The organism is Actinomycetospora aurantiaca, from assembly GCF_037401875.1.
Lineage (GTDB): Bacteria > Actinomycetota > Actinomycetes > Mycobacteriales > Pseudonocardiaceae > Actinomycetospora > Actinomycetospora aurantiaca.
Genome location: NZ_JBBEGN010000001.1, coordinates 234,005 through 259,625, shown reverse-complemented (window position 1 = coordinate 259,625; position 25,621 = coordinate 234,005). Strand labels below are relative to the sequence as shown.

Annotated in this window: 24 protein-coding genes; 13 read left to right on the top strand and 11 right to left on the bottom strand. The window is 74.0% G+C overall.

Annotation, left to right across the window (positions count from 1 at the left end):
• Positions 1 to 31: 31 nt before the first annotated feature.
• Positions 32 to 1,153: a plasmid pRiA4b ORF-3 family protein gene (locus WCD74_RS01215; protein ID WP_337692987.1), complete on the top strand. Its 1,122-nt coding sequence runs from the start codon at positions 32 to 34 to the stop codon at positions 1,151 to 1,153.
• On the opposite strand, the gene WCD74_RS01210 is transcribed toward WCD74_RS01215, so the two are convergent.
• Complete coding sequence (locus WCD74_RS01210; RefSeq protein WP_337692986.1) at positions 1,144 to 2,064, bottom strand: SGNH/GDSL hydrolase family protein; 921 nt, start codon at positions 2,062 to 2,064, stop codon at positions 1,144 to 1,146. The two genes, WCD74_RS01215 and WCD74_RS01210, sit on opposite strands and share 10 nt — an antisense overlap.
• An 87-nt stretch (positions 2,065 to 2,151) precedes the next feature.
• Between WCD74_RS01210 and WCD74_RS01205 the strand changes: the two genes are divergently transcribed.
• A complete protein-coding gene (locus WCD74_RS01205; protein WP_337692985.1) occupies positions 2,152 to 2,538 on the top strand; it encodes a hypothetical protein in 387 nt (128 codons plus the stop codon).
• A 4-nt stretch (positions 2,539 to 2,542) separates the two neighbouring features.
• Here WCD74_RS01205 and WCD74_RS01200 read toward each other — a convergent pair whose 3' ends face one another.
• Genes WCD74_RS01200 through WCD74_RS01190 form a run of 3 tightly spaced genes read right to left on the bottom strand, consistent with a single transcriptional unit; the run spans position 2,543 to position 4,185 of the window.
• The gene (locus WCD74_RS01200) at positions 2,543 to 3,361 is read right to left on the bottom strand and encodes an alpha/beta hydrolase (protein ID WP_337692984.1); all 819 of its coding nucleotides are present in this window, start codon (positions 3,359 to 3,361) and stop codon (positions 2,543 to 2,545) included.
• 31 nt (positions 3,362 to 3,392) lie between these two features.
• Positions 3,393 to 3,779 (bottom strand): type VII toxin-antitoxin system HepT family RNase toxin, encoded by a 387-nt coding sequence (hepT, locus tag WCD74_RS01195; RefSeq protein WP_337692983.1) that lies wholly within the window; start codon positions 3,777 to 3,779, stop codon positions 3,393 to 3,395.
• Positions 3,780 to 3,798: 19 nt separating this feature from the next.
• Entirely contained in the window at positions 3,799 to 4,185 is a 387-nt protein-coding gene (locus WCD74_RS01190; protein ID WP_337692982.1) for a nucleotidyltransferase domain-containing protein, read from the bottom strand.
• 219 nt (positions 4,186 to 4,404) lie between these two features.
• On the opposite strand from WCD74_RS01190, the gene WCD74_RS01185 reads away from it, so the two are divergent.
• Positions 4,405 to 4,728: a hypothetical protein gene (locus WCD74_RS01185; protein WP_337692981.1), complete on the top strand. Its 324-nt coding sequence runs from the start codon at positions 4,405 to 4,407 to the stop codon at positions 4,726 to 4,728.
• Positions 4,729 to 4,739: 11 nt separating this feature from the next.
• On the opposite strand, the gene WCD74_RS01180 is transcribed toward WCD74_RS01185, so the two are convergent.
• A complete protein-coding gene (locus WCD74_RS01180; RefSeq protein ID WP_337692980.1) occupies positions 4,740 to 6,827 on the bottom strand; it encodes a fatty acid desaturase in 2,088 nt (695 codons plus the stop codon).
• A gap of 262 nt (positions 6,828 to 7,089) precedes the next feature.
• Here WCD74_RS01180 and WCD74_RS01175 point away from each other — a divergent pair, with 262 nt between their 5' ends.
• The 8 genes from WCD74_RS01175 (at position 7,090) to hchA (ending at position 16,270) form a co-directional block, all read left to right on the top strand.
• The gene (locus tag WCD74_RS01175) at positions 7,090 to 7,401 is read left to right on the top strand and encodes an SAV_915 family protein (protein WP_337692979.1); all 312 of its coding nucleotides are present in this window, start codon (positions 7,090 to 7,092) and stop codon (positions 7,399 to 7,401) included.
• Complete coding sequence (locus tag WCD74_RS01170; protein ID WP_337692978.1) at positions 7,398 to 7,685, top strand: hypothetical protein; 288 nt, start codon at positions 7,398 to 7,400, stop codon at positions 7,683 to 7,685. Before WCD74_RS01175 ends, WCD74_RS01170 begins: the two co-directional genes overlap by 4 nt.
• A gap of 7 nt (positions 7,686 to 7,692) precedes the next feature.
• Entirely contained in the window at positions 7,693 to 8,856 is a 1,164-nt protein-coding gene (locus WCD74_RS01165; protein ID WP_337692977.1) for a WXG100 family type VII secretion target, read from the top strand.
• A gap of 92 nt (positions 8,857 to 8,948) precedes the next feature.
• On the top strand, positions 8,949 to 10,055 hold the full coding sequence (locus tag WCD74_RS01160; RefSeq protein WP_337692976.1) for a hypothetical protein: 1,107 nt from the start codon (positions 8,949 to 8,951) through the stop codon (positions 10,053 to 10,055).
• A gap of 103 nt (positions 10,056 to 10,158) precedes the next feature.
• A complete protein-coding gene (locus WCD74_RS01155; RefSeq protein ID WP_337692975.1) occupies positions 10,159 to 12,399 on the top strand; it encodes a hypothetical protein in 2,241 nt (746 codons plus the stop codon).
• A 146-nt stretch (positions 12,400 to 12,545) separates the two neighbouring features.
• On the top strand, positions 12,546 to 14,390 hold the full coding sequence (locus tag WCD74_RS01150) for a hypothetical protein (protein ID WP_337692974.1): 1,845 nt from the start codon (positions 12,546 to 12,548) through the stop codon (positions 14,388 to 14,390).
• A complete protein-coding gene (locus WCD74_RS01145; protein WP_337692973.1) occupies positions 14,387 to 15,223 on the top strand; it encodes a YiiX/YebB-like N1pC/P60 family cysteine hydrolase in 837 nt (278 codons plus the stop codon). The genes WCD74_RS01150 and WCD74_RS01145 overlap by 4 nt, the downstream gene beginning before the upstream one ends.
• 168 nt (positions 15,224 to 15,391) lie before the next feature.
• The gene (gene hchA, locus WCD74_RS01140; RefSeq protein ID WP_337692972.1) at positions 15,392 to 16,270 is read left to right on the top strand and encodes a glyoxalase III HchA; all 879 of its coding nucleotides are present in this window, start codon (positions 15,392 to 15,394) and stop codon (positions 16,268 to 16,270) included.
• Between the two features lie 31 nt (positions 16,271 to 16,301).
• Here hchA and WCD74_RS01135 read toward each other — a convergent pair whose 3' ends face one another.
• Both WCD74_RS01135 and WCD74_RS01130 read right to left on the bottom strand, forming a co-directional pair.
• On the bottom strand, positions 16,302 to 17,081 hold the full coding sequence (locus WCD74_RS01135; RefSeq protein WP_337692971.1) for an IclR family transcriptional regulator: 780 nt from the start codon (positions 17,079 to 17,081) through the stop codon (positions 16,302 to 16,304).
• A gap of 2 nt (positions 17,082 to 17,083) precedes the next feature.
• Positions 17,084 to 17,836 carry an IclR family transcriptional regulator gene (locus WCD74_RS01130; protein ID WP_337692970.1) on the bottom strand — a complete coding sequence of 251 codons (753 nt, stop codon included), beginning with the start codon at positions 17,834 to 17,836 and terminating at the stop codon, positions 17,084 to 17,086.
• A 78-nt stretch (positions 17,837 to 17,914) separates the two neighbouring features.
• Here WCD74_RS01130 and WCD74_RS01125 point away from each other — a divergent pair, with 78 nt between their 5' ends.
• A complete protein-coding gene (locus tag WCD74_RS01125; RefSeq protein ID WP_337692969.1) occupies positions 17,915 to 19,222 on the top strand; it encodes an MFS transporter in 1,308 nt (435 codons plus the stop codon).
• Positions 19,219 to 19,923: an SDR family NAD(P)-dependent oxidoreductase gene (locus WCD74_RS01120; protein ID WP_337692968.1), complete on the top strand. Its 705-nt coding sequence runs from the start codon at positions 19,219 to 19,221 to the stop codon at positions 19,921 to 19,923. The genes WCD74_RS01125 and WCD74_RS01120 overlap by 4 nt, the downstream gene beginning before the upstream one ends.
• Before the next feature lie 60 nt (positions 19,924 to 19,983).
• On the opposite strand, the gene WCD74_RS01115 is transcribed toward WCD74_RS01120, so the two are convergent.
• The 4 genes from WCD74_RS01115 to WCD74_RS01100 are packed head-to-tail and all read right to left on the bottom strand — an operon-like array spanning position 19,984 to position 25,612.
• The gene (locus WCD74_RS01115) at positions 19,984 to 21,120 is read right to left on the bottom strand and encodes an LLM class flavin-dependent oxidoreductase (protein ID WP_337692967.1); all 1,137 of its coding nucleotides are present in this window, start codon (positions 21,118 to 21,120) and stop codon (positions 19,984 to 19,986) included.
• A 30-nt stretch (positions 21,121 to 21,150) separates the two neighbouring features.
• Positions 21,151 to 22,854, bottom strand: coding sequence for a thiamine pyrophosphate-binding protein (locus tag WCD74_RS01110; RefSeq protein ID WP_337692966.1), 1,704 nt, complete (start codon positions 22,852 to 22,854; stop codon positions 21,151 to 21,153).
• 17 nt (positions 22,855 to 22,871) lie between these two features.
• Positions 22,872 to 24,458 carry a carboxylesterase/lipase family protein gene (locus tag WCD74_RS01105; protein WP_337692965.1) on the bottom strand — a complete coding sequence of 529 codons (1,587 nt, stop codon included), beginning with the start codon at positions 24,456 to 24,458 and terminating at the stop codon, positions 22,872 to 22,874.
• Positions 24,455 to 25,612 (bottom strand): LLM class flavin-dependent oxidoreductase, encoded by a 1,158-nt coding sequence (locus WCD74_RS01100; RefSeq protein WP_337692964.1) that lies wholly within the window; start codon positions 25,610 to 25,612, stop codon positions 24,455 to 24,457. The genes WCD74_RS01105 and WCD74_RS01100 overlap by 4 nt, the downstream gene beginning before the upstream one ends.
• Between the last annotated feature and the right edge of the window lie 9 nt (positions 25,613 to 25,621).

The window sequence follows — 25,621 nt, the reverse complement described above, 5'->3', positions numbered from 1 at the left end:
CGCGTCGTGATGACCCGGACAGACTGGCGCCGTGCGCACAGTGAGACTGCGGGTCCGGTTGCGCGACGTCGAGCCGCTCGTCGAGCGCATCGTCGACGTCCCGGCGGCGCTGACCCTGCCGGAACTGCACCAAGTGCTGCAGGCCGCGATGGGGTGGGTGAACGTCCACCTGCACGCGTTCGACGGGCCGGGCGGGCGCTACGCGATGCCCGACGACGACATGCCCGACGACGAGCTCGACGAGACCGGCGTCCCGATGCGGAGCCTCGGCGACACGTACTCCTACGAGTACGACTACGGCGACGGCTGGACCCACGACGTCGAGGTGCTCGGCGTCGGAGGCGAGGAACCGGGTTGCGTGGACGGCCGGGGGAGCTGCCCGCTCGAGGACTGCGGTGGCCCACCGGGTTACGAGCGCCTCCGTGAAGCCCTCGCCGACCCGGACCACCCCGACCATCGTGAGACGCTCAGCTGGACCGACGGAGGCGTCCCGGAGTTCGACCTGGTCGCCACCGACCAGCTCGTCCGCCAGGTGATCGGCGCCGTCCCACCGAGCGTCCGGCTGCTCCTGGAGGTTCTCGACGGCGGGGTGGAACTCACGAAGGGCGGGCGGCTGCCCCGCAAGGTGGTCCGCGCGGTCCAGGAGCACCGCCCGGAGTGGGCGTTCTGGGACAAGCCGGCGAGCCTGGAGGAGGACCTCGTCCCGCTCGCCGTCCTGCACGACGTGCTGCGGCAGGCGAAGGTCCTGCGCATCCGTCAGGGCGTGCTGGCGCCGATCAAGGCGGCCTCGGACGACCTCGAGGTCGTGCGGCGACTGCGGTCGTGGTTCGGTCCGGACGGCGAGTTCCTCGACCGGCTGGCATCGACGGTGGTGGCGGTCGTGCTCGCCGAGGACACGGTCGAGCGGGGCGAGCTGGAGCGCCGCGTCACCGAGGTGATCGGAGACCGCTGGATGATCGGCGGCCACCCGATGACCTCCGCGGACCTCCGATACGAGATCGGCCGACTGGTCCCGGTCCTGGAGGGCCTCGACCAGATCGTCGTCGACGGCGAGCGTTGGAGCGCGGGGACGGCCGCGGCGCACCTGCTGCCGACCGCCGTCGCGATGGCCGCCGCCTGGGGTGAGGGGACGACCCAGCCGCACTACCGCTGAGAGGCGGGCCCGAGCTCGGCCTCGGCGCGGTCGGCCATCGCCGCCTCGCCCAGGGCGTTCGGGTGCACGACGACCGGGTTCGTCCCGAGCAGGCCCGGCTCCACCCAGCGCGTCCCGATCGGCTGGCAGGCGTCGTGTCCCTGCGAGGCATCCGTGACGTCGATGTAGGTGACGTCGGTGGCCTCGGCCGCGCGGCGGACCGCGTCGTTCAGGGTGGCCTGGATGCGGTTGACGTAGGGCACGTCGCCGACCGCGACTGGCATGACCGGGAAGCACCCCCGCTCCTCGGGAAGGATCTGCAGGTAGCCCGCGATCCCGATGCGGGCGTTCGGGGCCGCGGCCTTGACCGTCTCGAGGGTGTCGACGAGGTCGGGGTAGGTGACGTTCTCGATCGTGTCGGTGAACCGGTCGCCGTTCTGCTGCTCGCACGGGTTGCCGGTGCCGGCGGTCAGGGCCGCGGCGGTGGAGCAGGCGACGATCGTGCCGATGAACACGCCGCTGTCGTTGCCGCCGATGGTCAGGGTGATGACGTCGGTGTGCTCGGACAGCGCCTCCACCTGTGGTGCGACCCCGGGGTACTGCGGCTCGGTGAAGTGCCGGGTCTCGGCGGCGCCGCAGGAGACGTCGGTCAGCGCGTAGTCCCACCGGTCCGCGAGCAGGTGGCCCCAGTTACGCAGGGACTGCAGGCACTGCGGCGGCGCGCCGGGCGCCGGGGGCAGGACGCCGCTGGCCGCGCTGTAACTGTCGCCCATGTTGACGTACTGGACGATTCCGTCCCCGTCGCCGGGGGCGCCGGTGCCCGGTCCGTGGTGGCCGTCATTGGCCAGAGCGGTCGGCGTGCCGAGGGCGAGGAGCCCCACCACCGCGATCGCGGCGACGAGCAGCCGCCGTCCGGGCCCGACCGAGTTCATACTTTCTCCCCACGACGCCACGCTGTGATCCGGACAACGACGAGGTTGCGACGAGGTCACGCAATCGGGTGAGGAGGGCGAGCAGGGATGAGCACTGCACGGGGGCTCTGGGCGTGGCGGCTGCCGAGCGCGCTGGCGCTGCTGGCGGTCGGCGCCATCCACCTCTACCTCGTCGCGACCAGTACCGGCGGGCTGCTGGGCGTGCTGTTCACGCTGCAGGGGATCGGGGCGCTGGTGCTCGCGGGCGCGATGCTGGCGCTGCGTGGCCGGCTGTTCCCGCTCGCGACGGTGCTGAGCCTGCTGTTCATGGCCGGCTCGTGGCTGGCGCTGGTGCTGGCCCTGACGGTCGGCCTCTTCGGGCTCCGTTCGAGCCTGTCCTACGACCTGGCCCCGACCTCGCTGGTGGTGGAGACGCTGGGCACGGTGCTCCTCGCCGTCACGGCGGTGAAGGCCGTTCGAGGCCGCCGAGGGTGACCGCTCAGCCGGCGGGTCGGCCCAGCGCGTCCGCGAGTCGGACGACCGCGCCGACGACGCCCGGCCCGTGGCCGAGGACGGCGTCGTTGTGGTCGGCGTCGGGAACGGCGACGACCTCGGCGCCGGCGGCCTCGGCGACCGCCTTGCTCTGCGCGGGCGGGATGATCCGGTCGCCCTCGCCGAACACCACCGTCGTCGGGACCCCGGCGCGGGCGACGAGCTCGGCGACCGGGAAGCGGTCGGCCAGCAGCCACCGCACCGGCACGACGGGGTAGAGGCGCTCGGCGACGGCGGCCAGGTCGGTGAAGGGCGAGCGCAGCACCATCCCGGCGACCGGGGCCTCGGTGGCGAGGCGCGCGGCGACCGCCGCCCCGAGGCTCTCCCCGAGCAGGATCAGGCGCTGCGGCGGGACGGCCTGCTCCGTGACGAGGTGGTGGTGGGCCGCCCGGGCGTCCGCGGCCAGGCCCTCCTCGCTCGGCGACCCCGGGTTGTCGCCGTAGCCGCGGTAGTCGAACAGCAGGACGTCGAACCCCTCGGCGCGCAGCGCGGCGGCGAGTGGTGCGCGCAGGGACCGGTCGCCGGCGTTGCCGTTGGCGACCAGCACCGTCACCTCCCGGCGCGGGCCCTCGGCGGGCACGAACCACGCGCCGAGCGCCGGCCCGTCCGCGGTCTCGAGCACGACGTCGCGTGCTCCGGGCAGCACGGTTCCAGCCGCGGGGACGGGGCCGGTGTCGGGCAGGTAGATCAGGCGACGCTGACCGAGCCAGAGCCCGGCGACGAGCAGCAGGACGACACCGCCGAGTGTCCCCGCGAGGACGAGCACGCGGCGCAGCGCACCACGTCGGGCCCGCAGTTCAGGCCCTCTGCATCCACGCCGCGACCGCGACGAGGAACTCGTCCAGGTCGGAGAGATCGGTGAGCCGGGACCGCACGATGCGGTCGTCCACGGCGACGTACTCGTGCACGAGCACGTTGCGGAATCCGACGGCGAGGACCATTCGTTCGGCCGGCGCACCGTCGAGAACACCGTGACGGGCCAGGACGCGGATGGCATCCCCGTTGTCCGACGGTGGCCCCCAGCCCTCGGACGAGCACAGGTGCTGCGCCATGTCGACGCATCCCTCGATGGCGGTGATCATGGTGTACTTGACGCCCGGGAGCCACATCGGGTGCGCCCGGGACTCGACGTCCGAGGTCGCCTCGGTCGTCAGGGCCTCGAGGTCGTCCCGGACCGAGCGCATGAGGCGGAGGAGCCTCGTCTCATCGACCACGGAGAACGCTCTCGAGGAACTCCCGGTGGGCCCGCTCGAACCGCGGCCGTTCGTCAAAGTAGATCTTGCGAGTGGTGGCCACCCACTCGACCCGTGCCGGTGGGTCGTCGTCGAAGAGCAGAAGGCCCCGGTGCGCGACGCGGCCGCGCAGTTCGAGGGGCGCCGTGTCGAGCACGAGGAGGTCCACCGGCGACGGGAGGGCGACCTCGAACGACGCCGGCGCCACCGCTCCCCACCACGCCGCCACGTCGATGTCGGAGTCGATCCGGTGGGTGCCCAGTGCGCGACTCCCGTGCAGGAACCCGAACCGGGCTCCCGCGTCCCGCAGGATCGCGATCACCCGTTCCCGCAGCTCGTCCGGTACGTCTCCGATCACGACGACGAGTCTGGCACGCCTCCGCCGATCACGGACCGACGCTCGAGACGTGCTGCGCGTCGACGTGGCTCGCGGCGATGACTCTCCGCGGCTCCAGCCAGGTGAGCGCGCTCAGCACGGGCGACGCGCAGACAGCGTCGAGGCGTCGCTGTCCGAGGAGCTCGGCGACCGGGGAACGAACAGCACGGCTCCGGCGTCTGTCGTGATGTGGAATTCTCGGTGCGCCGCGTGCTGCTCGCGGTCCTCCTCGTCGTCGCGGCCGTGATCTGGGTGCGGATCAACGGGCCGGTCGAGGGGCGGGTCCTGCTCGAGCTCGCCGAGGAGCGGGGGATCACCACCGCCGACCTGCTCTCGCTGGTCGCGGTCGCCATGGCACTGGTACTCGTCTGGCCCTCCCGCCGGCGTGCCGACCCCGAGCCGTATCGCGGTCACCATGCACAGCGGCCGCCGAGCCCGGCCCGGCCCGCGCCGCCGCAGCAGCCGTACCAGCCGCCGGCGCGGGCCGCACGGCGGCCCGGGCCTCCGCCCGGACCGGCGCTCTGACGGCGCGTGAGTCAGCGGGCGTCGTAGTCGATCGCCGGGCTCTCGCTGGTCGGGCGGGCCTGACAGGTCAGGACGCGGCCTTCGGCCACTTCGGCGTCGGCGAGGGCGTGGCGGACGGACATGTGGACCTCGCCGCGGGTCAGGGTGGCGATGCAGGTGCCGCACGCCCCGCCCGCGCACGAGTACGGCGCGTCGAGGCCTGCGCGCAGGGCGGCCTCGAGCACGGACTCGTCGGGCCCGCAGTCGACCTCGGTGGTGGCGCCGCGCAGCGTCACCGCGACCGTCGCCGCCGTCGTCCCCGCGACCGGCCCGGCCGGGACCGCCGCGGTGAACAGCTCACGGTGGACGCGCTCGCCATCGACCCCGCGCTCGGTGAGGCCCTCGACGAGGTGGTCGGTGAGCGCCTCCGGTCCGCAGAGGAACCAGCCGTCGACGTCGTCGGGCCGCGGCACGTGCGCCCACACTCGGTCGAGGTCGAGCCGGCCGCCCTCGACGGTCTCCCAGCGCGCGGCATCGTCGGGAACGGGCAGGGGAGCAGGCCCGCGGGAGTGCACGTGCACCAGTCGCAGCCGGCCCTCGGCCCGCGCGACCAGCATCGACAGTTCGTCGGCGAACATCGTGGAGGCGCGGTCGCGGTTGCCGAGCAGCAGTGTGATCCGGGTCGTCGGCTCGGCCTCGAGCACGCTCGCGACAATCGACAGGACCGGCGTGACTCCGCTGCCCGCGGCCACGGCGACGAGGTGGCGGCCCGTGGCCAGACCGGCGGGCGGGTCCGGGGTGAAGCGCCCGGCGGGCGCCGCGACCTCGAGGGTGCTTCCGACGACGAGGCCGCGGGCGGCCCAGGAGGAGAAGCGGCCGCGGTCGACGGTCCGGATGCCGACGCGCAGCACCCCGGACCCGGCGGCGGAGCACACCGAGTAGCTGCGGCGGACCTCCTCGCGGCCCTCGCCGTCGGCCCGGTCGAGCCAGGCGCGCAGCGTGACGTGCTGCCCGGGGCGGTGGGCGAACGTCGCGGCCAGCTCGTCGGGGACCTCGAACGTGACGGAGACGGCCTCCGGCGTCAGCTGCCGCACCTCGGCCACCCTCAGTCGGTGGAACCCCGGTCGCACCTCACCGGCCGGCAGCGCGGTGTCGTCGATGATGCCGCGCCAGGCGCGGTACTCGGCGGGGGTGAGCTCGGTGCCCCAGGCGGTGGCGATGGGGACGTCGCGGGCGAGGTAGTCGTCGCGCGTGTTCTCCCAGGCCCGGACGTAGCGGTAGAACGGGATCGTCGGATGGATGTGATGCACCAGGTGGTAGTTCTGGTACAGCATCACCGGCGTCATGAGCCGCTCGCGTCCCACGCGTACCCGGGTCGCGCGGAAGCGGTCGGTGCGGGCGGTGACGCCGAGGTCGTGGTGGGGGAGCCAGTCGAACCACCACGCCAGCACGCCGACCCCGAGTCGCTGGGGCAGCAGGTAGACGACGACGAGCGCGAGCCCGTTTCCGGTGATCACGAGCGTGGCGGCGAGCGCGATCACGACGGCGAGGGTGGCCACCTCCCCGGCGACCTCGCGGCGGGGACGCCGGCGCATGCGAGGCCCGTAGAAGCGGAAGTACCAGAGGTCGATCGCGAGCCAGCGCAGCGGCCGCTGCCAGGCCGGGCCGCCCTCGACCCAGGCGTCGGGGTCGAGCAGCACGTCCTCGTTGGTGTGCCGGTGGTGCTCGATGTGGATGTAGCGCACGAGCGGGAACGTCGCCCACGCCGCGACGAACGGGACCGACACCCGCCCGAGCACCTCGTTGACCCACCGCAGCCGGCCGGCCGCGTGGTGGGTGGCCTCGTGCAGCACCGTGAACATGGTGAAGGTAACCAGCGCGTGCGCCGGCACGGTCACGAGGAGCCACCAGGGGGAGACCGACCCGCCGAGCGCGGCCAGCGCCAGGAGAGTCGCCCCGACCCATACTGCGAGCGAGACGACCCACAGCGCCACGGTCGGCCCCGCGACGGCCGGCAGCGGGATGCCGGGGTCGGGGACCCCGCGCCGGACCGCGGCGGCCTCGTCCTCGGACAGCACCCGGCGAAGAGGCGCGGAGTCGGCGGACTCGGTGGTGGTCATGCGGCCTCCGGCGCTCGTCGACGGTCGTACTGGACGGTAGGCCGGGCCAGGTACAGAGACAAGAGCGGAAAAGTGTCTCAGCTCGCGGACGCCGGTTCAGCGCGCCGAGAAGGGTCGGTCAACCGTGTCCTGCGGACCGGGTTGCGCGACGGTCCTCCGCTCGCCGGCCGACCAGCGTGCTGTCGCCATCGCTGCGCGCGAGTTCTCCGGAACGGCCCCACGGGCGGTCGGCCTCCGGCTACCGTCCGATCCGGGAGGTCGCGTGAACTCGTTGCCGGGTTTCGAGGACGTCGGTGCTGGATCGCGGGAGGACGAGGTGGTGTTCGTCCCGGTCGCGGCGGTGCCCGCGGCCGGGGACGTGGACGTGTCGCTCGAGCTGCGCACGCTCGTCGACGGGCGCCTGGCCCTGCCCGTCTACTCGTCCGCCGCCGACCTGACTCGATGCTGTGGTGATCGGCAGCCGGGCGCGGCGATCCCGGCCGACCGGGTCGACGAGCTGCTCGAGCAGAGCGGTGCCGCCGTCGTCGTGCAGGACCTCCCGCTCCCCGACGACCAGCGGCGGACGGCCTCGTGAGCCAGGGCTACGACGTCGACGTCCCCGGGATGCGCGCCGTCGCGTCCCAGGTCGAGGCGTCGACCGCCCCGCTGGAGGGAGCGGCCGCGGGCGGGGGCACGGCGCCTCGGGCCGGGGCGGCGACGGGGGCGGTTGCCGGGTACCTGGCGGCGCTCGCCGACGCGGTTGCGCACTACAGCGAGGGCGCCCAGCGGCTCGGGCAGGTCACCGGCCGCACCGCCGACGCCTACACCCGCGGCGACGACGAGGCCGCCGCCGGGCTGGCGCGGGCGATGGGCGGGTGAGACGCGGATGCCGATCGACACGCACGTGGAGGCCGACGAGGCGGCGTGCTCCGAGACGTCGCGGCGGCTCGACGCGGTCGCGACCGCCGGAGAGCAGTCGGCCACGCAGGTCGCCGCCGCCCGCAACGCCTCGAACGACTGCTGGACCGGCGAGGCGGGAGAGGCGTTCCGCGACCGGATGACGGCGCTCGGGCAGGGCGGCGACACCGTGGCCGAACAGGCCCGCGCCGGGTCGCGCGCGCTCGCCGACTTCTCGGCCGCCGTCTCCGCGGTGCGGGCGACGATGACGCAGGCACGCGCCGACGCCGCGGCCGCCGGCCTACCGGTGACCGGGGACGTGATCGGCGACCCGGTCCCCGCGCCCCTCGGCCCGCCAGTACCCGGACGGGAGGCCGCGCAGCTCCAGGCCGAGGCGGCGGCCGCCGACCAGCGGGCCGCGTTCGAGCGTGCACAGGTGACCGTCCGCGACGCGCGCACCCGCCTCGAGGAGGCCGAGGACCGCCTGGACGCCGCGCTCATCGCGCCCACGGCCGCCGTCCGGACCTTCAAGGAGGTCGTGCTGGTCGCCTCCAGCGTCACCGCGTCGCTCGGCGGGCTCCATGGCGCCGCCCTGGCGTGGCGGGAGGTCGCGGAGCGGCAGGCCCGGGTCGCCGCCACCTGGCAGACGCTCACGCTGTTCCCCGACCAGGTCCCGCTGCGCACTAGCGTCGGCGGCTTCCTCGACGCCACCCGCGCGCAGCAGCGTGCGGCCGGGATCGCGGGCTCGAACGACGCCTGGCTGCGGGGGCTGACCGGCGGGCTCAGCGAGACCCGGCCGGGCCAGGCCGCGCTGGGCGGCGTCGTCCGGCACGCCGCGGACGACGTGGGCTTCCTCAGCCGCGCGCAGCCGGTCCTGTCCCGGGTGCCCTACCTCAGCGGGGCCTTCGTCGGGGTGGGCATCGGCGCCGACGTCGCGACGGGCCGCTCGGTCGAGTCGTCGGTGGCGAAGAACGTGACGTCCTTCGCCGCCGGAGCCGGCACCACGGCCCTCGTCGGCCTGGCCATCGCCGGCGGCCCCGCCACTCTCCTCGCGATCGGGGCCGGGATCGCGGTGTCGTACGCGATCGGCGCGAACTGGGACTGGATCGAGGACACGGCCGAGGACGCCGCCGACGCGGTGACCGGTTCGTGACGACGGAGCTGCCTCCTCGCCCCGATCCCTCCACCGGGCTGCCCACACCGCCGCCCGCGCCGGGACCGCGTCGTCGTCCTCCCCGACGGCGGATGCCCGCCCGACCGGTGGAGCCGCCGCCGGGACGGGGACCGGTGCTGGCGGGGGAGTCGGGCAGCGTCGGCGCGGCGGTGCTCGTCGTCGGGGGGATCGCGCTCGCGGTCGTCCTGTTCTGGATGTACTCCTTCGGCGAGGCCGCGCTCGTCCCGTCGACGCCGCGCGGGTGGGTGTTCCTCGCCCTGATGGTGGCCCTGTTCATGGCGTGGTTCGTCGCGTCGGTGCGCTCGCGGGTCGCGGTGGGTGCGGACTGGCTGATGGTCGGTCGGCAGTGGGTGGACCTGTACGACCTGACGGCGGTGCGTACCGCCCGCCGCGGGCTCGGGCTGCCGGTGCTGCGCCTCGAGGACGGTTCCGGACGACGGGTCGCGGTGCCGGTCGCGACGCTGCGCGCTGACCCGCTGCGGTGGGACCTGGTGCACCTGGGGGTGCGCTGGTCGGAGGTGACCAACGAGGTCCGGTTCAGCGTGCTGGGGGAGACCTGGCTCGGCCCGGACCCCCTCCCGGAGGGCGCGACCCGGACGCGGCGCCGCCGGCGTCCGGTGTCGGTGGTGCGCCGTGCTCAGCCCGACCACTCGGGGCTCCCGCCGCGCCCCGACCCGTTCGACCCGGTCCTCGGCGCCGAACTGCCGAGGCGGCCCCAGTCACCGCCGACGGGGATGGGACCGGTGCTCTCGGGTCGGTCGGGGCGGTTCTGGCCGGGGGTGGTCGTGCCGCTGGTGCTGGTGGGCGCGGTGGTCGTCGTGCTGGAGCCCGGGTGGCCGGGGACGGTGTCGGGGTGGCTGGTGCTGGCGATCGCCGTCGTCTCGTTCGGCGGACTCCTGCTCCTGGCGACGCAGACCTACCTGGCCGCCGGAGCCGGCTGGCTCGCCGACGAGCGGGCGTGGGTGGACCTGGAGGACCTGGCGGAGGTCGTGGTCGTGCGGAGCAGGCTGCGGCTCACCGACGCGTCCGGACGGCGGGTGTTCGTCCCGGTCCGCCGGCTGCGGGACCTCCCGGTGGCGCTCGAACTCGTCCGGGTCGGCCTGGCGTGGTCGCGGGGCGCGAACGTCGTCGTGGTCGACGAGCGGGCGGAGCGGATTCTGCGTGCCGAGACCTCGTGAGCGTGTCGCAGCAGGCGTTGCGCGTGTCGCTCACGACGTCGGTCCGGGCGGTGGACACGTCGAGATCTCGCGTCCACGGCCGGCGTCGCGAAAGCTGTCCGGCGTGACGTCGGACGCGGCCGGGTGGACCGAGTGGCGCATCGAGCACGGTCGCGAGATCGCCGGGGAGCTCGACGGCGCCGTCCTCGTGAGCAGCGACGAGCCGTGGAGCGGGGACGGCGACCACGACGAACCGTGCCTCCTGCCCGCGGACCACGACGCCGAGTCGTGCGGGTGCGGGATCCGCGCGGAACGCGGCTGCGGTCGGATCCAGTATGCGTCCGCCGGGACGCACCGCGCTCTCGGCGTCGTCGTGCTCCGGGACGCGGAGGCGCTCGACGCGGGGACCGGGCCGTTCGAGGCCTGGCGGGGACGGCGCGGCCGGCCCGGGCTCCTCGTCGTGTCGCGGGGGCTGGGGGCGCGGGCGCGGCAGGACCTGGCCGACCGCTACGACATCCCGGTGGTGCGCCCGACCGTGCCGCTCGAGCGGTTCGCGGAGGTCCTCGACCAGATGTGGCCGCTGCGCGACCACCTCGCCGACGCGGTGACGACGGCAGACCTCGACGCGGCTCTGGGCCGGCTCCGGGGAGCTCGCCGTAACGGCCTGCACACCCTGCCGGGCGGGGCGCGGCCGCCGGGATGGCAGGCCGCCCCGCTGGTGGACCGTCCCCGGGGGCTCCTCGCCGCGCTCGTTCTGCGGGTGGTGCTGGGACTGGCGGGCTGTGCGGCACCGGGGGTCGCGCTGGGGTGGCTGGTCGACCGGGGCGTCGTCGTCGGGGGCTGGGCGATCACCGGCCTCGTGCTCGTCGCGGGCGCCCTCACCGTTGCGGCCTACGTCCCGACCGTATCCGCCGTCGCGCGGCTCGTCGCCCACCGTCGCGACCAGACGGACCAGGCCATGACCATCGGCCTCACGACGATGACGGCGCTCGCGTCCCCCGTCCTCGCGGGGCTCGCCGCCTTCGGGTCGGGGGAGGTGGCGTCGACGTGCACGCTGGCGCTCGTCGGGCTCCAGGGCATCGTGCTGGTCATCGCGGTCCTCGGGGCATTGACGGGAGCCCGGCGGCTGGTGGGGCGGCGGGGCCTGACCCGCCCGTCGCCGCCGTCGCACCGACGGTCCGCCCGGGCCTCGCCGTCGTGGGCCGGTCGCTCCGACAGCGCCGGGTGGGTGGTGTGGCAGGCCTCGCGTGACGGGGACGGCTTCGCCCTGGTCCAGCGCGACCGCCGCGAGCCGTGGAGTTCGGGCACGACCGTCGCAGGCTGCCTGGTCGGTGATCACGAGGACGACGAGGTGCCGGCCGCCGGGTGCCGCTGCGGGCTGCGGGCCCGCTCGGTGCCGTTCCGCGAGCGCCGGACCTTCGCGCCGGTGCTCGGGGTGGCGCTGCTCGGAGGCACGGTCCGACGGCGGGTGCGCGGCCTGCGCGCCGCGGCCGCGACCCCACGGCTGCTGATCGCCCCGAGCCGGTGGGACCCGGAGGACGTGGCCGACCTGGAGCGCTCGACCGGGGCGACCGTCCTCAGCTACGACGGAGACGTGCAGGCCCTGCCACGCCTGCTCGCCCGCCGACGGGCCCGGGCCGACGCGGTGCTCGCCGCCGTCGTGGCGGAGCAGAGCTACGTGCCGGAGGGCGAACCCACTCCGGAGGCCCTGCTCGCCGACCTCCTCGACGACGTCGCCTCCGGTCGCGCCGACCGCCCCGACTCCGTGCCCCGGCACCTGAGCCGGTTCCTGCCCGTCCCCGTGGTCGACCACGAGGCGGGGATGTTCCGGTGGGGCACGCGCGTCGCGGTGGCGGTCGGCGTCGTGGTCGGCGCCGCCCTCGGGACCCTCGCGGGCGGCTGGCCCGCGGGCCTCGCCGGCGCCTGGGTCGGCATGACGGCGGGTCTCTCGCTCGGCCGCGGGGTGACGGGCATCGTCGCGAGCCACCGCCTGGAGCCGCGGGAGCGTCGGGAGGCCGGGGGCGCGATCCTGTTCGGGGTCGGCGCGGTGCTCGGGGCCGGGCTCGCGACGCTCGTGGGCGGGAGCGCCTGGCTGATGATCCTCGTGGGCTGCGGTGTCGGGGGAGCGCTCGTGGGCGGCGTCGGCAACCTGGTGCTGCGGAGTCCCGCGCTCGTCGCGGTCGTCGCCGCGCTGGTCCCGACGGCGGGTGTCGGGGTCGGGTTGTGGCTCGGAGTGCTGCTCGCGTCGGTGATCGAGCCGACCGTGGGCGTGGTGGTGTGCGCGGTCGCCGCCGCCGGCCTGGCCCTCGGGGGATGGCTGGCGGCGATCCACCTCGCGACGGCCTGGACCGGCGACCGCCTCTGACGAGATCCGCCTCGCCTGCGACCGAGCGGATGACAAAGCTGGCAAGGCCTCGTCACCGGGTGCCGGCAGATGGGTGAGATCACTCGTTCGTGGTCAGTGGATCGGTACCGTCTCCACCTCGAGGACGTGGAAGGGGTGCGTGCGGGTTGATCAACGCCGAGCCGGCAGCCGCGGACAACATCATCGCGTTCGGCGGGAGCGGTCCGGATCCCCACGCCGCGAAACTCGACTACAGCGTCCCGCTACCCGGTCAGCTGACCAATCGTCGGGTGGTCGAGCTCCGCGGGCTGGCCCGCCTCGACGAGTACCAGACACCGGACACCTCGGACATCCCGCTGCAGATCGGCGGATCGTGGTCCGACGGGCGCTACATCTTCCGTCCGGCGGCGGCGGTGAAGGTGTGGCTCGACACCGCCGCGGCCAACGGGGTCCGGGGTGACCTCACCGCGGAACTGAGTCGGTTCCTCCTGTCCGGTGCTCGGGACGTGACTCCCGCCGGTGGGTCGGCCCCCGTGCGAGTGCCCCCGCAGGTCGCACGAACCGTGCTCGACGTCGCCCGCTCGAACGTGGCGACCCACGGCGGCGAGGGAGGGCTGCCGTTCGGGGCCGTGGTCGACCTGAGCGGCGATCCCGACAACGGATCGATCACCGTGCCGGAACTGTTCCCGCTCGTCGCCTCGTTCCTCTCGACGCTGTTCTCGACCGGAGTCTTCGAGATTCCCTCCGCCGAGATCGGCGGCGGCGTCGTCGTGGCGCCGATGCTGCTCGAGCGCGACCCCGCGGAGCCGGTCGCCGACCCGGACCCGCCGCAGCCCCGCATCTTCCTCGTCGAGGAGTGGATGCTGTCCTCCTTCCTGGGCGACTACGGGCTGGGGCGAACCGTCAAGACGATGACGTTGCTGCCCGGGGAGCAGTTGACGATGCGGCTGCGGACGTGGCGGTCATCGGAGCGTTCGGAACGGGAGTCCGCGTCCATCTTCGACTCGAACAGCCGGGAGGCGCAGCAGCGGTTCAGCACGGAGGTCGAACGCGAGACGACGGACAAGCGCTCGAAGACGAAGACCGAGGAGTGGCACGCCGAGGCCAAGGTCGGCGCCAGTTGGGGCTTCGGCTCGGCGGAGGTCTCCGGAGGCGGGTCGGGCAAGTACCACTCGGCACGCGACCAGTTCGCGAAGCAGGTCAATTCGGCCGCCCAGGAACACGCACGCTCCGAGTCGAGCAAGCGCGAGAACACCATCACGTCGTCCACCGAGGTCACCGAGAAGCGGGAGGACGAGGAGAGCACTGAGCGCGTCATCCGCAACGTCAACCTGCGCCACACGCTCAATTTCGTGTTCCGCGAGCTCAATCAGCAGTACCTGACGTACCTCCACCTGACGAACGTCAAGATCGGGTTCACCAACGGGACCGTGAACTCGTGGCGAGAGGTCCCCGTGGCGCAACTCCGCGACCTGCTCGACGAGGTGCTGCTCCCCGAGGCGGTCGAACGGGTGGCCAACGCGATCCTGAAGGTCGCCTATCGGACCTTCGATGTGGACGGCAACCCGGTCACGGTGCTCGAGCGAAGGGACTGGGACCCGGAGAACGACTCGTGGTCCGAGCCCGTCCTCGCGACGTCGGTCGGTGGCGTCGTGACGGCTCCGTCCGACGTCGTGCACTACCGGTTCCGGAAGGGATTCCTCGGCGCGGTGGACGGTGAGCCGAACACCCGCGTCCCCGGGGTGGTTCTCGTGCACGACTCCGTTACGATGACGACGGACAGCGTCGTCGGCGAGGCACTGCTCGGTCAGGCGGATGCGCTCGACGTGTACGCGATGGCCACGCAGGCGGCCGACGCCAGCGCCAAGACTCTCGCGAACGAGCGGGACGAGCTGGTCAATGAGGCGCTGAGGAAGCTTCCGGACGCCGAGAAGGTGGACGCCTACATCCGGATGCTGGCCGCGCGCCGTCCGTCCGCTCCCGGAGCCACGACGCCGGGCGTGGAACGGTGAGCGTTCGCGGCGCCGAGGCCTACGACGGGGTGCTGGCTGTTCCGAGGGCGGCAGCCACGTCGACGGCCGACGAATGGAGCCCGTCCCGGCCCTACGCCGGCGTGGCCGCGCCTCCGCTGCTCGATGACGACGTCCTCGTCCGGCGTCCCTCCACGCCGGTGGCGCCCGAGGAGGGGCGGCCCGCGTACGACGGGGTGGTCGCCAGTCCGTTGGTGGGGGCGACGAGACCTGAGGTCGGCACTGGGACGGCGCCCGCGGTCCGCCCACTGCCGCCACTCTCTCCATCGAGCGGGGGCCGTTCGGTTCCGCCCAGTGTGCTGAGGACGGGAGACATCATCCTGTCGACCACCGGGACGAGCTCGAGCATGGCCGTCCGCCTCGCCACGTCGGCGCCGGTCAGTCACGCGTCGATCTACGTCGGGAACCCCGACTCCGTGGTCGAGGCACTCCCCGAAGGGGTCGTCCTGCAGTCGCTGGCGGACGCTCTCGCGGACGATGTCCTGGCCGTGGCGTTCCGCCTTCCGGGCCTGGGTGAGGACGAGGCCCAGCTCTCGGCGAACTACGCCGTCAGCCAGGTCGGGAAGACGTACGACTTCTGGAATGCCTTCACCGCAGCAGCACAGCGCAGGGGCCTGGCGGGGCTCCGGCTGGTCGATCTGGGGAAGGCCGACAGCACCTTCTTCTGCTCCGAGCTGGTCGCCGAGTCCTACCGATCGGCCGGACGCCCGCTCACCGCGGCGCCGTCCGACGGAGTGCTCCCAGGGGTGCTCCCGACGCTGGGGCTCGAGTACGTGGGACACCTGAAGGCCATGGCACCCGGGACGGGGCGATGAGCGCGACAACGGGCCGTCGATCGTCCTCCGGACGGCTGCAGCGGATGGTCGCCCGGGCGTGATCGAGGACGTTCCGCGCGACCTGCGGCAGCGGATCGTGGCGGTTGTGTCGAGAGCTGTGCGGGCACGGTCTTCGTGAAAGGTCCACGGAGCGAGAGGAGCGACCGCATGAGCGACCCGAGCGTGCCCCGGGGCGGGGACTCGACCGAGCCGACCCCCGACCCGGCCGAGCGCGACGCCTACTTCCCGTCCCCCTACTCACTCGGCCAGTACGTCCCGCCACGCAGCGACTTCGACGGCGTGCAGCACGAGGGCGCCTACACCGGCGGACGCTGGCGAATCCTCGTGATCGGCACCGACGAGCGGTACCTGCCGATGGCGAACGGGTGGCTGTTCTCGACCGGCAACCACCCGGTCGAGACGCTCCTCCCGCTGATGCACCTGCAGGCGGCCGGGTTCGCCGTCGACGTGGCGACGGTGTCGGGCAACCCCGTCAAGCTGGAGCACTGGGCAACCCCGCCCGACGACGAGGCCGTTCACCGCGCCCTCGACGACCTGCTGCCGCAGTTCCGCGAGCCGCGCAAGCTCGCCGACGTGATCGCTGACGGTCTCGACGACCACCTCGCGGTCTTCATCCCGGGCGGGCACGGGGCGATGCAGGGCTTGCACGACGCACCCGACGTGCGGACCGTCCTCGACCACGCGCTGGCGAACGACCGGTTCGTCATCACCCTGTGCCACGGGCCGGCCGCGCTGATCGCGGCCGGGCTGCACCGCGACCCGTCGCCGCTGGAGGGCTACGAGGTCTGCGCGTTCCCCGACGCCCTCGACGCCGGGGCGAACGTCGACATCGGCTACATCCCCGGGGACATGCCCTGGTTCCTCGCCGAGGGGCTGAGGGCGCAGGGCCTCGTCGTGGTCAACGAGGACATGGCGGGCCACGTCCACCACGACCGTCACCTGATCACCGGCGACAGCCCGCTCGCGGCGCACGCGCTCGGCAAGCTGGCCGCCGACGTCCTCGTGGAGCGGGTCGGGGCCGGCTGACGGCGCGGGAGCACCGAGCGCGAACCGGGTCCTACGGGATCCCGCGGAGCAGCTCTGTCACTGCATGCCGCAGTGCGGCGACGTGCTCCCGCTCCACGGCCGCGCTCCAGCGCGCCTCCGGAGCGGCCACGCTGAGGCCGCCGAGGAGGCCGCGGTCCGGATGCACGAGGGCCACCCCGACCGAGCAGACGCCCGCCTCCACCTCACCCCGGTTGCGGCCGTGGCCCCGTGACCGCACGCGTCGGAGCTCGGCGAGGAGCGCGTCGAGCTCGGTCGTGGTGCGCGAGGTCCGCGCAGCCGGCACGCCGTCGGGATAGGCCGTGCGCAGGGCGTCGTCGTCCAGCGTCGCGAGCATGGCCTTGCCGATGCTGGTGGCGTGCGCGGGGCGGGTCTGCCCGGACCGGCTCGCGACGCGCAGGGTCGCCGCGCTCTCGATGACGTCGAGGTACCGGACGTCGGTCCCGACCAGCTCGCCGAGGTGCACGGTCTCGCCCGTCTCCGCTGCGAGCCGGACGAGGACGGGGCGCACCACGCCGACGAGGTCGAGGGTCGCCCCGGCCGCCCGGCCGAGGTCGGCGAACGCAGGCCCGGGGCGGTAGCGACGCGAGACGGGGTCCTGCACCGCGAAGCCGCGGTAGACCAGCATCGCGAGCAGCCGGTGGGCCGTCGACTGCCCGACCCCGAGGTGCACGCGGACGTCGGCGAGGGCGACCTCGCGCTGGTCGGCGAGCTGGCGCAGCAGCGTCAGCGTGCGGTCCACCGACTCCAGCGGGTAGCGCGGGACGGCCCCGTCGTCGGCGCCGGTCTGCACGGTCACAGGCTACCGACCCGCTCATGGGCCCGACGGTCGTCGGCGATCCGTCCCGCGGTGAGGGCGAGCTCCCGGGCCCACTCCGCGAGCCGCCGCCGGTCGTAGCGGACCGTGGGCATCGCGAGCGAGATCGCCGAGACCGGTGCTCCCGGTGGGCCGTCGACCACACGGCCGATGGCCGTCACCCCGGTCTCGGTCCGCTGGTCGTTGACCGCGAACCCCTGACGGCGGACGCGGTGCAGATCGCGCAGCAGCGCCTCGACGTCCACCTCGGTGTCGGTGTAGAGCGCGCGGACCTCGTCGGGATCGCGGGCCGCCAGGGCCGCCCGCCCGCCCGACGCCAGGTGGGCCGGCAGCGTCCGGCCCTCCCGGTCCCCGACGCGCAGCGTGTGCTCGCACTCCACCGTGGCCACGAACCGGGCCTCGTCCGCGACCAGGAGGACCAGGTTGCTGGTCTCGCCGGTCCGGGCGGCGAGCCCCTCGAGGTGGGGGAGGGCGATGCCGCGCAGCACGGCGGCGGGCTCGGACGCCCTGGACCGTCGCAGGGCCGGGCCGGCCGCGTAGCGCCGGTCCGGCTGCTGCTCGGCGAAGTCCCGGTAGACGAGCATCGCGAGCAGCCGGTGCGCCGTGGACCGTGCGACGTCGAGCCGCTGGGCCGCGTCCGTCAGCCGTAGCGGCCCCTCCTGCTGCAGGAGCAGCGCGAGGCGGAGCGCGTGGTCGACCGACTCGATCCCGTAGCCCGGCTTGTTCTTCACGACAGAACTGTATCCGGCCAGGAGCAGAAACGGTCGTACCGTCGTCCCGGCTTCCACCGACGACGCAGGAGACCCGTGATGACGAGTTCACCGGCCGTGCACCCTCCCTCGACCTCCGACGCCGCGGCCGGCAGGACGCGCTCGACCGTCCTCGGCACGCTCGGCAACGTCATGGAGTGGTACGACTTCACCGTCTACGGCTTCCTCGCCGCCGCGATCGGGGCCGCCTTCTTCCCGGGCGACGACCCGGTCGCCGCGCTGCTGGCCTCGTTCGCGGTCTTCGCGGTCGGGTTCGTCGCCCGCCCGATCGGAGCGCTCGTCCTCGGCCCGGTCTCGGACCGGCGCGGACGGCGTTTCGTCATGCTGCTCTCGATGCTGCTGATGGCGGCCGGCTCGCTGGTGATCGGGCTCGCCCCGACCTACGCGAGCATCGGCGCGCTCGCCCCCGCCCTGATCCTCGTCGGGCGGCTGCTGCAGGGCTTCTCCGCCGGCGGCGAGTTCGGCAGCGCCGCGGTCTTCCTCACGGAGTGGGCGAGCCGGGGGCGCCGCGGCTTCTTCGGCAGCTTCCACCAGGTCGGCACCTACGGCGGGCTGCTGCTGGGCATCCTCGTGGTGTCCGTGCTGACCTCGGTCGTCGGCACCGCCGCGGTCCAGGCGTGGGCGTGGCGGATCCCGTTCCTGCTCGGCGCGCTGCTCGCGGTCGTCGTGCTGGTGCTCCGCCGCACGGTGGGGGAGACGCCGGAGTTCGTCGACCTCGAGCGGGCCCGCGAGACCGAGACCGAGGCCGACGTGTCGACCGCCTCGCCGGTCGGCGCCGGCCGCGGCTTCGTCCTGGCGCTCGGCGTCGTGGCGCTCTGGGCGGTCACCTCCTTCGTCACGATCAACTACATGCCGACCTTCGCGACGACGTTCGCGAAGGTCCCCGCGACCTCCGCCCTGTGGGCCACCGCGATCGGGTGCCTGCTCGCCGTGGCGCTCATCCCGGTCTTCGGGCACCTCTCCGACCGCATCGGGCGGCGCCCGCTGGTCGTCGGGGCGGCCGTGGCCTTCATCGTGGTCCCGGTCCCGCTGTTCGCGTTCCTGGTCGCCGTTCCGTCGTTCGGCACGCTCGTGCTGGTCCAGGTCGTCTTCGCGATCCCGACGAGCATGATCGCGGGCGCGGGCACCGCCACGATCAGCGAGCTGTTCGACACCCGCCGTCGCGGGGCCCTCGTCTCGATCGCCTCGGCGATCTCGGTCGCGGCCTTCGGCGGCGCGGGTGGTTACGTCGCCACCCTCCTGGTGCGGTCCACCGGACTGCCGGTCTCGCCGGCGTTCTACGTCATGGCCGCCGCGGTGATCACGCTGGTCGCGGGCCTCGCCCTGCCGCGGGCGGCGCACCGGTGAGCGACGGCTCCGTGCTCGTCACGGGCGGCACCGGGTCCCTCGGTGCCGCCCTGTGCGCGCGTTTCCGGCAGGACGGTCATGCCGTCGTCGCGGCCGACCGATCCGGCGCCACCTCGGTGCCCGACGGCGTGCACCACGCGCCCCTCGACGTGACGGACTCCGCGAGCGTCGAGGCGTGCCTGGACGCGGTCGAGGCGCTGGGCCGCCTGACGACGGTGGTCCTCGCCCACGGGGTGATGGTGCCCGTGCCGGGTCGCGAGGCGGCCGGGGAGGGGATGGAGCGGACGCTCGAGGTGAACCTGGCGGGCGCTGCGCGGGTCGCCGCGCTGGCCGCCGACCGGATGACCTCGGGCAGCATCGTGCTGCTGAGCAGCCACGCGTCGCGCTTCGGGCGCATGCCCGGCGCCGCGGTGTACTCGGCGAGCAAGGCCGGGGTGGAGGCCCTGGCCCGCGGTCTGGCGTGCGAGTACGCCCCGCGGCTGCGGGCCAACGCGGTCGGTGTCGGGTTCGTGGAGACACCTATGCGCGGGGCGGGCCGCGACGCCCGACGGGCCGCCGGGGACCTCCTCGCGCAGGTACCGCTGGGCCGGCTCGCGACCCACGACGACGTCGTGGAGGCCGTGTCCTTCCTGGCCTCCGACCGGGCTGCCTACATCACGGGGACCACGCTGATGGTCGACGGCGGGGTCACGGCCCGCTGACCCCGGAGGACACACGGGAGCGGGGCCACCGGAATCCGGCGGCCCCGCTCCGTCGTGCCGTCACCAGGGGCGGTCGCCGGGTTCGGGGTGCGACCGCACCCCGGCGTCGTCGAGCAGGTCGAGCACCCTGCGGAACCCGCGGAGCTCCTCGGGGCTCCACAGCGGAAAGTTGACCAGGATGTTCCGGACGTCCTGCCCGGTCAGCCGGACGAGTCGCTCCGCGACCTGCTCCGGGGTGCCGACCAGCTGCAGCATCGCTTCGCCGCTGCCGAGGGCGCGGACGGCCTTGTCCTCGCCCAGCTTGTCGAACATCGTCCGCGCGGACTCGATCGACCCGAGGATGTCGCCCGCGATCTCCCAGGCCGCCTCGTGGTTGAGCGACTCGAGGAGGCGGGCGTACTCCTCCTCGGCCTCGCCCTCGTGCTCGCGCACCAGGGCGATCGCGAACGGGGTCACCGAGACGTCCCGGCCGGTGTCGGCCGTCAGCCCGGCCAGCCGCTCCCCGACGCCGCGCAGGGCGTCGTCGTCCTTCGCGAGGGTGACCAACTCGTCGCACCAGCGGGCCGCGAAGGCCGTGCCCGCGGCCGAGGCGCCCGCGCTGACCAGGTGCGGGCGCGGGTCGCTCGCCGGCCGTGGGGCCTTGATCCGGCCCTGGGTCCGGTAGTACCGGCCGTCGTGGTCGATCGGCTCGTGCTCGGTCCACAGCCGCTGGACGACGTCGACGAACTCGGCCGCCATGGCGTAGCGCTCGTCGTGCTCGACGAACTCCTCGCCGAACAGGGCGGCCTCGGCGTCGGAGAACCCGGTGACGACGTTCCAGCCCCAGCGGCCCGAGCTGAACGCGTCCAGCGTCGCGCCCATCCGCGCCACGTGGGCGGGCTTGTGGTGGGTGGTGTGGAAGGTGGAGGTCACCCCGATTCGCTCGGTCACCGCGAAGATCCCCATCGCGAGCAGTGGGGCGTGGTAGGCGGGCGACTGGTGGCCGGCGAGCTCGGCGGCACGCTGGTGGCCCGACCAGTTGTCCGCGATGAACAGGGAGTCGAAGCCCACCTGCTCGGCGGTCCGGGCGAGCTCGAGGAGGTTCTCCCGGTTGAGTCGGGGCGTGCGCCGGGCGGCCTCGTCGGACCAGACGTGGTTCGTCTGCCCGGCGGGGAAGAAGTAGCCGACCGAGAGCCGGTCGGCGTCGGTGCGTCCCATGGGCGGTGGTTCCTCTCGGGGGTGCGGCGGTCAGCCGTCGGCCTGGGTGAAGACGCGGGAGAACTCGTGGGCGTCCTCGGGGGAGTTCATGACCTCGATCAACGTGGCGCAACGGTCGGCGAACGCCTTGTCCAGCGCGGCCCGCAGCTCGCCCGGGGTGGCCACGCGGCGGCTGTCGAGCCCGAGGCTCGCGGCGTACGCGGCGTGGTCGATGGGCGGGTCGCCGAACGTCCAGCCCATGACGTCCTCGGCGTCCACCAGCGGGCTCCGCGCGACGGTGGCCAGGGCCCCGATGTCCCGCCAGCCGCCGTTGTTCAGGATGACGAACACGACGGGCAGGTCCTGCTGCGCGGCGGCGTAGATCGCGGACGAGGAGAACATGAACCCGCCGTCCCCGAGCAGCGCCACGACGCGCCGGTCCGGGCGGGCGAGCTGGATGCCGATGGACGCGGGCCCGCCCCAGCCCTGCGCGCTGGCCTTGCTGGAGATGCCGAAGAACGCGTCGGTATCGGGGTGGGGGAGGAGGTCCTCGACGAACGGCTCCCCGGACGCGCAGTGGTTCACCACAATCGTCCCCGTGGGCATCGCGGCCTCGAGCTCGGTGAGGATGCGGCCGATCGCCAGCTCCTCGGCGTCGAACCGGATCGCCCGGATCCGCTCGTTGCGGGCGTCCCGCGCGTCGTGGAGCTCCCGGGCCGCGGCGGCCCGGGCGCCCCGGACCTCGTCGGGAAGGGTCCCGACGGCGGCCGCCACCGCCTCCAGGGTGGGTCGCGGCGCTCCGAGGACGGCGAGGTCCGGCCGGAGCTGCCGCGTCAGCAGCAACGGGTCCGGGCTGAGGACGACCGTCGTCGCGGACCCGAACTCGACCGGCCGGGTCAGCCCCGACTCGGTCAGCTCGACGCCGAGCAGCAGCACCACGTCCGCCTGCCCGACGACGGCGCGGTGCGCGCCGAGGCGACCGGCGAATTGCGGGTGGGTCGTGGGGAAGCCGAGGTCGGCGACCTTGTCCTCGTGCAGGACGGTCGCCCCGAGCTGCTCGGCGAGCGCGACGGTGGCGTCCACGGCGCCGTAGCGGGCGACCTCGGCGCCGGTGACGATCACCGGCCGCTCGCTCGTGCGCAGCAGCCCCGCCACCCGCCCGACGGCGGCGGGAGCGGCCGCGAAGTCCGCGAGGACCTCGGTGGGCTGGCGGTGCTCGGTGTCCTCGGTGTCCTCGGTCTGCTCCAGCCACACGTCCATCGGGAAGGCCAGGTGGACCGGCCCGTACGGCGGGGTGTTCGCGATCTGGAACGCCCGCTCCACCAGCTCCGGGATCCGGTCCGCGGACGGGATCTCGGCGCTCCACTTGGTGTACTGGCCGCTCATCTCGGTGACCGCGCGCGGCACGGCGGCGTACTGGTCGCGCCCGGCGAGGGCACGGCTCGACGTCGTCGTGGTGAAGACCATCGGGACCCCGTCCGCCCAGGCCGTCGTCAGCGCCATCATCCCGAGCCCGGTGCCGGACGCGTGGTAGACGTTGACGAACGCGGCCGACCGGTTCGCGCGGGCGTAGCCCGCGGCCATGAGGCCGAGGTTGGTCTCGTTGAGCGCGGAGACGTAGCGGACCTCGTCGCGGTGCGCGTAGAACGCCTCGGCCAGCGGGAAGAGCCCGAGCCCGACGATGTTGAACGCGTCCTGCACGCCGAGCCGCACGAGCGTGCGGACCAGCGACTCCGCGCCGGTGATCGGTGCCATGTCCGGTTCCCTCCCGTTCATCGGCCGAGGACGTCGGCCACGCCGTGGTAGCGGTCCCAGAAGGCCATGCGCGCCGGGTCCGGCGGCTCGCCCGGACCGGGCTCGAGATCGAGCGCGAGCACACCGTCGCCGAGCGTCGGCCATGTCAGCGCGCCGGAGGACGTCGGATCGCCCGTGCGGGCGAAGTCGACCCAGGCCTGCTGCACGCGGGCCGACAGGGCCCGGTCGGCGTCGGTCCAGTCCCACGGCCAGGCGTCGAGCGTCCCGAAGACGTACGGGACGTCGACGCCGTGGAAGGCGCCCGCGTAGTCCCGCTCGACGAGGTCGGCGTCCGCGGGGATCGGGGGGCGGCGCAGGAAGCGGTAGTAGCGGACCGGCGAGGTGAGGCGGCGCCGGTGGAGTCTGGCGGCGGTCCAGGTCGACCAGACGAAGACCTGGTCGCCGAGCAGCGCCCAGCTGGCCTGCTGCGCCTCCTCGTCGGTGGTGGCCGGGTAGAGGTCGAGGACCTCGGCCGCGTGCTCCCCGAAGGCCTCCTCGACCTCGGCGCGGTAGGCCTCGAGGGTCCCGAGGTAGGGCAGGCCGGACGCCTCGTTGCCCGCGTTCCCCGCGAGCATCGGCACGTCGGCGACCTCGCCGGCGACGAAGGCGGCCAGCGGGTCCTGCGGCAGGACGTGACCGTCGATCACCGGGTAGCCGGTGTCGAACAGCGCGAGCCCGACCTGCGCGCCCGGGACCAGGTCGAACGACCACCGTCCCGCGGCCCGGGGGAGCTGGGCCGCCATGAGCTGCTCGACCGGGAGCGCCCGCAGCCCGGCCAGGGTCGGCGCGCCGAGCGCCTCCGCGAGCTCGACGCCCGCCTGCTCCCCGGCCCGCAGCGTGGACGGGTTCGCGGGGTGGCCGGGCCCGTCCAGGGCAGGTGCCACGCCGGGGGCGCTCTGCGCGACGACCTTGTGGAAGAGCCCCGCGGCCAGGGGCGAGCTACGGAGGTTGTGGACACTGTTGCCACCCGCCGAGACGCCGAACAGCGTCACGTTGCCCGGGTCGCCGCCGAACGCCGCGATGTTGTCGCGCACCCACCCGAGGGCCGCGATCTGGTCCATCAGGCCATAGTTGCCCGAGCCGCCGTAGCCCGACTCGGCGGTGAGCTCGGGGTGCGCGAGGAACCCGAGCCGACCGAGGCGGTGGTTCACCGAGACGACCGTGACCCCGGCCGCGGCGAGCGAGGCACCGTCGTACATCGGGTTCTCCGCCGACCCGAACTGGTAGGCGCCGAAGTGCAGCCAGACCATGACGGGGCGGCCGGCGTCGCCGTCGGGGCCGGTCCAGACGTTGAGGTGCAGGCAGTCCTCCGAGAACCGCTGCTCCCCGCCGGAGTACAGCGAGTTCGGCGGTGGCGGGAACTGCGTTGCCGCCGGTCCGTGCTCCGTCGCTTCCCGGATGCCGGTCCAGCGGGCCACGGGCTGCGGCGGGCGCCAGCGCAGGTCACCGACCGGCGGGGCCGCGTAGGGGACGCCGAGGAAGGCGCGGACGCCGTCGGCGAGGGTCAGTCCGGACAGCTCGCCGCCGTCGACGGTGACCGACGGGGTGGTTGAGGTGGGGGTCACCACGAGAAGCTCCGCTCGCTCGGCGGGAGCCAGATCCCGGCGTCCCGGCAGTGGTCGAGGACGCTCCGGAAGGCCCGGACCTCGCCGGGGCTCCACAGCGGGAAGTTGACGAGCAGGTTCTGGGTCGAGGTCTCCTTCTTCAGCTCGACGAGCTGCTCGGTGACCTGCTCCGCGGTGCCGAGGAACTTGAGGATCCCCCGACCGCTGCCCCACGCCCGGGCGGCCTCCTGCGGGTCCTGCCCCGCGAACGCGTCCCGGATCGACTCGACACCGCCGAGGATGTCGGCGGCGAGTTCCTTGGTCGCCTCGACGTTCAGGGTCCCGGCCAGGCGCTCGTACTCCTCCTCGGCCTCCCCGTCCCCCTCGCGGACGATCACGATCGAGAAGGGCGCGGTGCTCACGGAGCGGGCCGGCGTGCGCGCCTCGAGCAGGTCCTCGAGCCGCCGGTCGACCGCCTGGACCTTCTCCACCGTGTTGCCTGCGACCACCAGTTGGTCGCAGTGCTCGGCGGCGAAGGCCATCCCCGCGGGGGAGGCGCCGGCGCTCACCAGGAGCGGGGTCGGGTGCTGGACGGGTCGCGGTGCCTTCATCCGGCCCTGTGCCGTGTGGAAACGGCCCCGGTGGTCGATCGGCTCGTCCTCGGTCCAGAACCGCTTCACGACCTCGACGAACTCGGCGGCCGCCGCGTACCGGTCGTCGTGACCGGCCATCCCGCTCTCGCCGAACAGCCGCGCCTCGGCGTCCCCGAACCCGGTGACGACGTTCCAGCCCCACCGGCCGCCGCTGAAGGCGTCGAGCGTCGCGCCGGCCCGGGCGACGTGGGCGGGGCGGTGGTGGCTGGTGTGCATCGTCGTGATCACCCCGAGGTGCTCCGTCACGGCGAAGAGCGCCATGGCGAGCATCGGGGCCTGGTACTTCGGGGACTGGTGGCCCGCGCGCTCGGCCTCCCGTTGGTGCCCGGACCAGGTGTCGGCGATGAACAGCGAGTCGAAGCCGGTCTCCTCGGCGGCCCGGGCCATCTCCAGGAAGACGTCGCGGCCCAGCGGCGGGGTCGCGGCGGCCGCCTCGTCGGACCAGACGTGGTCGGTCTGCCCGGTCGGGAAGAAGTAGGAGAAGCTCAGCAGGTCGGGGTCGTGTGCGCGGGGCTTGGCCATGGGCGTCGT